The organism is Streptococcus orisasini (genome assembly GCF_001431045.1).
Lineage (GTDB): Bacteria > Bacillota > Bacilli > Lactobacillales > Streptococcaceae > Streptococcus > Streptococcus orisasini.
In genome coordinates, this window is record NZ_BCLE01000056.1 from 1 (window position 1) to 6,101 (window position 6,101).

Sequence of the window (6,101 nt, forward strand, 5' to 3'; positions counted from 1 at the left end):
GATATTGCTGTCTCAAACAGCAACTCTGATAGTATATCAAAGCTTTTATAAGTTTGTCAATACTTTTTTTACAAAAAATTTCAAAAAATAAAAAAACAAAGGAAGGCCTCCCCTCCTTTGTTCTATCGTTTACTTAATCTGTTAAGATTGACAGTGTTTCCAGCAGATTTTCAGCATTGACTTCAATCGTGTCACCGCTTGATTTGATTTTGACTTCGACAATGCCATCTGGGGCTTTTTTGCCGACAGTCACACGGATCGGCAGTCCAATAAGGTCGCTATCTGAAAATTTTGAACCAATCCGCTCATTGCGATCGTCTGTCAAAACAGAATAATTGGCCTGAATTAAACTCTCTTCAACTTTTTGTGTTAACTGCTGAGCAGCCTCATCCTTGACATTAACTGTAATCAAATGAACATCAAACGGAGCCAGAGTTTTAGGAAAATTAATCCCCCACGCAAATCGGTAAGCTCCTTTAGGTGTTTTATTGACAAAAATACGAGCATGCTGTTCAATCACTGCAGAAAGAATCCTGCTGACTCCTATACCATAGCTGCCCATAACAACAGGAACAGAACGGCCGTTCTCATCAAGGATATTAGCATTCATACTTTCAGAATAACGTGTACCCAGTTTGAAAATATGGCCAATTTCAATACCGCGGGCAAATTTCAGAATACCCTTGCCATCTGGTGACACTTCTCCTTCACAAACTTCCCTAATATCTGCATAAACCGCTTGAAAATCACGTTCTGGATTAACGCCAGTCAGATGGTAACCATCTTCATTTGCTCCAACAACAGCATTTCCTAAATTCTGTACCTTGAGGTCTGCTACAATTTTCACATTTTCTGGCAGATTGACAGGTCCTAATGATCCAAACGAAGCTCCTAAGATTTCTCTAGCTTCTTCTTCAGCAGCAGGTGTTAAGAAGTCAGCTCCAAGATAATTTTTCAGTTTGACTTCATTGATGCGGTCATTGCCAACAAGCAAGGCTGCTACAGGTTCATCATCTGCAATGAAAAATAGGGTTTTAATTGTCTGTGACTCATCAACATCTAAAAAGGCTGCTACCTCATCAATTGTCTTGCAGTTCGGAGTTTCAACACGCTGAATTTCTTCATGGGAGACAACCTTGCTGCTTGGTTTATATTCACTCACAGCCATTTCAAGGTTGGCAGCATAATCAGACTCGCTTGAATAAGCAATTGTATCTTCACCTGATATGAGCCAAGAAGAAAGCTCTTCTTTAATCTCAGCTAAAACATCTTCAGGAATTTCTTCAATTGAAGCAATGGACTTGTCCAAAACCAGCCAATGATTTAAATCTGTACGATCCGGCGTAACAGCCATAAATTCTTGGCTGTCTTTACCACCCATGGCTCCACCATCACCGATAATCGCCTTAAAGTCCAAGCCAATTCTGGTAAAAATTGCTTCGTAAGCTGTTCGATAAGCTTCATAAGTAGTATCCAGGCTGTCATAATCCGCATGGAAACTATAGCCATCTTTCATAATAAATTCACGGGTGCGAAGCAAGCCGTTTCGAGGCCGTTTTTCATCACGATATTTAGTCTGAATTTGATAGAGGTTCAAGGGCAGCTGTTTATAAGATTTTACAGCATCTCGAATAAGACTTGTAAATGTTTCTTCATGAGTCGGACCTAAAATAAAGTCTGACTGGTCACGATTTTTTAATTTATAAAGATCTTCTCCGTATGTTTCATAACGGCCGGATTCACGCCACAGATCGGCTGTCAAAAGAGCGGGTGCCAGCATCTCAACCGCACCGATTTTATCAAATTCTTCACGCATGATCTGCTTGATTTTTTCGATTACCCGGTTGGCCAAGGGCAAATAAGAATAAATCCCTGCTGACACTTGGCGGACATAGCCTGCACGCACCATAAGCGCATGGCTGATAACCTGTGCATCGCTTGGCATTTCACGCAAGGTTGGAATTAGCATATTACTTTGTTTCATGAAAAATTTTACTCCATCTTATTAGTTTAGAAAAAGGCTCGCATGATATCATTCCATGTCACTGCAATCATCAGTGCAACCATTACCAGAACACCAGCGAGGGTAATATATGTTTCTGTCTCTTGTTTGAGTGGCTTTTTGCGCATGGCTTCTATCAGGTTTATCAGAATTTTCCCACCATCAAGAGCAGGAATTGGAATCAAATTGAAAATACCTAAGTTAATAGAAAGCATTGCCATTAGGTTAAGAAGCGGTGCTAAGCCTTCTCTGGCTGCTGTATTGCTCATCTGATAAATAGCAACAGGGCCGCCTAATTTATTGAGATTCGGCTGAAGAATCAAGTTCTTAAGTCCATTCAAAATAGCAAAAGCTCCATCCCAGGACATTCTGAAAGCACCAACTATCTTATCAGCAAAGCCTGTCTTTAGACTTGGCATAACACCGATAACATAACTGCCATTAACCTTTTTAGGACGAACCTGCAAGACTTTTGTTCCTGTTTTGGTTCTGACCTTAAAGGGAATGGTTTCCTTCTTTTTTAAACCTGCAGTTGACTCAGCTACTGCTTTGGTCAAATCTTCCCAATTGTCAACTTTATTCTTGCCAATTTGCAGAATCTGATCATTATCTTTAACGCCCAGCTTTGCAACAGCACCATCAGGTGCTACCTGTATATGATTGCTAGATCTATCTTGGATACCGCCTTGTACAAAAACAAGGATAATAAAAACAAGGATGCCTAGAATAAAATTATTCATAGGCCCTGCAAAATTTGTGATTAAACGTCCCCAAATAGTAGCATTTTGATATTGAACATCCAGTGGCGCAATTCTAATTTCTGTTCCATCTTCTTCAACAATAGTCGCATCGTGGTCTACCTGATAGGTTCTAGTCTCATCCAAAACGCGACCGGTAATTTCCAACCTGTCTTCTAAATCATAGGCTGTTACATTCATAGGCAGAGCCATCTTGTCCAGCTGCTTATCAGAAAGATTGATACGAACAACATCTCCCTTATCATTAAGAGTTAAAGCTGCAGGTGCTCCTGTCTTAATTTCAGTATCATCTTCTCCCCAGCCCGCCATACGAACATAGCCTCCTAAAGGAAGGATGCGAATAGTATAGGCTGTCCCGTCTTTGCCCTGATGTTCAAAAATTTTCGGTCCCATGCCGATGGCAAATTCTCGGACTAAAATTCCTGATTTTCTGGCAAAATAGAAATGTCCAAATTCATGGACAAGCACTATAATTCCAAAAATAATAATAAATGCAATTAATCCTGACATATTTTCACTGTTCCCTCTCTTAGAATAATCCGAAGAAGTGCATAATCGGGAAAACAAAAATCATACTGTCAAAACGATCCAATATACCGCCATGTCCCGGTATAAGTTTACCTGAATCTTTGACACCAAAATGGCGTTTGATAGAACTTTCTACTAAATCGCCAAACTGGGCAAAAATGCTAAAGAGCATCACAAGAAGGAGCATCACAAAGAAATTGTGAGGGGCATAGACATTCTTATCAAAAAGCATGAAAATAAAGGCGACAACAAGCGCCGACAGAATGCCGCCTAAGCTACCTTCAACCGTCTTATTGGGTGAAACACTCGGCATGAGTTTGCGTTTCCCAAACTGCCGTCCAATCATATAAGCACCGATATCTGTCGCCCAAACAATAAAAAGTGCTAGGAAAACTTTGTCAAGACCTGTATTGCGGGCATTGATAAGATTTTGAAAACCAACACCTATATAAAAGCTGCAAGCAATAGGAAAAGCTGCATCTTCAAAAGAATAATGCCCAGTGTTTAAAACAGTTCCTGCTAAAATAAGGAACATAACCAAGCTAAAAGCACTAAAGCTGCCATCAATCGGTAAAAAGGTTAAATAACTGTCCAAAGGAACCGTCAGCACAAAGGCTGCAAGCATTGCCAGAATTCCTTCAAATGAAAAAATTTCCAATCCCTTCATTTTTAACATTTCTGACACACCAATCATAGCTAAAATACCGATAAACAGCTGAAAAAAGATTCCGCCCAAAAACAGGAAAGGCAGAAAAATGGCCAGCGCCACTCCTCCAAAAATAACTCGTTTCTGCATATGATAAATTCCTCTTTCTAAACGCCCCCAAACCGACGGTGACGGTGATTGAATTCTTCAATGGCTAAAAGCAGACCTTCTTTGTCAAAATCCGGCCACAGAACTTCAGTAAAATAAAATTCACTGTAGGCCGCCTGCCAAGGCAAAAAGTTGCTGAGCCGCATTTCTCCGCTGGTCCTAATGATTAAATCAGGATCTCGATACAAATACGGAAGACTATCGGTCATTAAATAATCAGCAATTAAATCTTCCGTAATATCTCCAGGATTCAGCCGAGCATCCAGAACATCCTGAGCAATTAATTTTACAGCGTTGGTAATTTCCGCACGGCCTCCATAATTAAGAGCAAAGTTCAAAATTAAGCCTGAATTGTGCTTGGTCAGCTCTCTGGCACGTTCTAAAGCATCCAAAGTGGGCTTAGGAAGTCCTTCTTTGTCCCCAATGACTACTATACGAACATTGTTTTTATGCAGTTCAGGAACATACTTATCAAAAAATTCTACAGGCAGATTCATGATAAACTTAACTTCTTCTTGAGGTCTGGTCCAGTTTTCCGTTGAAAAGGCATAGACTGTCAAAACCTTGACCCCTAAATCAGAAGCCGCTATAGTCACTTTCTGCAGCGCATCCATTCCAGCCTTATGTCCAAAAACGCGTGGTTTCATTCGTTTTTTGGCCCAGCGGCCATTGCCATCCATGATAATAGCAATATGTTTAGGAATTTGGGTTAATTTTACGTCTGGTTTTTTTCTCTTAAATGTAAACATTATTTTTCCTTAAAAAATACTATTATTCTTATTTTACCATAATTTAGGAATTGTGACTGAAATTTCTTCTGCTTAAAAACCCCCAATCCAGCATGATTGAGGGGTTAAGTTTATTCTTCAATAGCAGATTCGCTAGCTGATGCTTCTTCTGAAGTATCATTAGCTTCTGCAGTCTCAACAACTTGGGCTGATTCTGTCTGTTCTGAAAGTGCTTTTTGTGTGTCCCCTTCTCCCTTGGCAACAACACGCTTAATAGCTGTCAGTTCAAAAGGCAGAAACACTCCGTCAACATCAAGAACAATTTTCTTACTGTCATTGTCCACTTCATCAACAATGGCATACATACCGCCGATAGTCACCACTTCGTCGCCCTTAGTAATAGCATTCAGCTGATTTTGGCGTTCTTGAGCCTGCTTTTTCTGAGAGCGCTGCATCAAAAAGATAGCTCCAATAAGGACAGCAAACATAATAAGTGTTGTATAAGGCATAGTCTAATCTCCTCATCTAATAAATAAAGTCATCAAATACTATAACAAAATTAGACCTTAAGAGCAAGTGGAAAGTCAGCAAAAAATCCCTGCAAAGAGGGATTGTAAGCGTTAAGCAATAAAATCACGAATAGCTTCTTCTGACAGTGATGAGTCACAAACAACCTTGATTTGACCATTTTGAGCGACCAAAAGACCTGGAACAGTATTCACAGAATAGGCACTGCGAAAGTCCTGAATTGCCTTTAAATCATTTTGATCTTCGCTGTTTAAAAAAGCAACTGCCTGATGATCAGCTTTAGCTACATTGCTCAATTTAGGCGCAAACCGCCGACAGAAAGGACAAGTAGAACGTCCGATAAAAAGAACAAACTTCTCTCCGCTGTCAATTCTTTTTTGTGCTTCTTTGGCTGTTACAGGTTCAAAATCTTTTATATCTTCTGCAAAATTCGACATGACTTTCCTCGCTTCTTTTTGATAATCATATCATAGCCCAATTGAAATAGATTTTCAAGAATTTACGCCTGAAGAAAAAATCGATTTTTATCAAAAGAACTATTGTGTTATGATACCTTCCTTAGCTAGCGCGGACGGCAAAACCAAACGCCAACGCTATAGCTTTTGACTAGGTTTTGCATTAGATTGCCGTTAGAAATCGATACTATTTCTAACGGCAATCGTCGCAGTAACTTCCTTTGGAATTTCATACCTAAGTTCAAGATACAAAGGGCGTCTGCGGATAAAGGCAAAATAGGGAGTACA

The 6,101-nt window shown here is 39.8% G+C and carries 6 protein-coding genes; all 6 read right to left on the reverse strand.

Annotation, left to right across the window (positions count from 1 at the left end; genetic code table 11):
- Window positions 1–133: 133 nt before the first annotated feature.
- Window positions 134–1,984, reverse strand: coding sequence for a proline--tRNA ligase (locus SCSH_RS10675; RefSeq protein ID WP_057491869.1), 1,851 nt, complete (start codon window positions 1,982–1,984; stop codon window positions 134–136).
- Window positions 1,985–2,010: 26 nt separating this feature from the next.
- Window positions 2,011–3,270, reverse strand: a complete 1,260-nt coding sequence (locus SCSH_RS10680; RefSeq protein ID WP_057491870.1) for a M50 family metallopeptidase — start codon at window positions 3,268–3,270, stop codon at window positions 2,011–2,013.
- 19 nt (window positions 3,271–3,289) lie between these two features.
- Window positions 3,290–4,084, reverse strand: coding sequence for a phosphatidate cytidylyltransferase (locus SCSH_RS10685; RefSeq protein ID WP_057491871.1), 795 nt, complete (start codon window positions 4,082–4,084; stop codon window positions 3,290–3,292).
- A 17-nt stretch (window positions 4,085–4,101) separates the two neighbouring features.
- Window positions 4,102–4,851, reverse strand: a complete 750-nt coding sequence (uppS, locus tag SCSH_RS10690; protein WP_057491872.1) for an undecaprenyl pyrophosphate synthase — start codon at window positions 4,849–4,851, stop codon at window positions 4,102–4,104.
- Window positions 4,852–4,961: 110 nt separating this feature from the next.
- Window positions 4,962–5,339, reverse strand: a complete 378-nt coding sequence (gene yajC / locus SCSH_RS10695; protein WP_057491873.1) for a preprotein translocase subunit YajC — start codon at window positions 5,337–5,339, stop codon at window positions 4,962–4,964.
- Between the two features lie 111 nt (window positions 5,340–5,450).
- A complete protein-coding gene (locus SCSH_RS10700) occupies window positions 5,451–5,795 on the reverse strand; it encodes a DUF6568 family protein (RefSeq protein WP_057491874.1) in 345 nt (114 codons plus the stop codon).
- Between the last annotated feature and the right edge of the window lie 306 nt (window positions 5,796–6,101).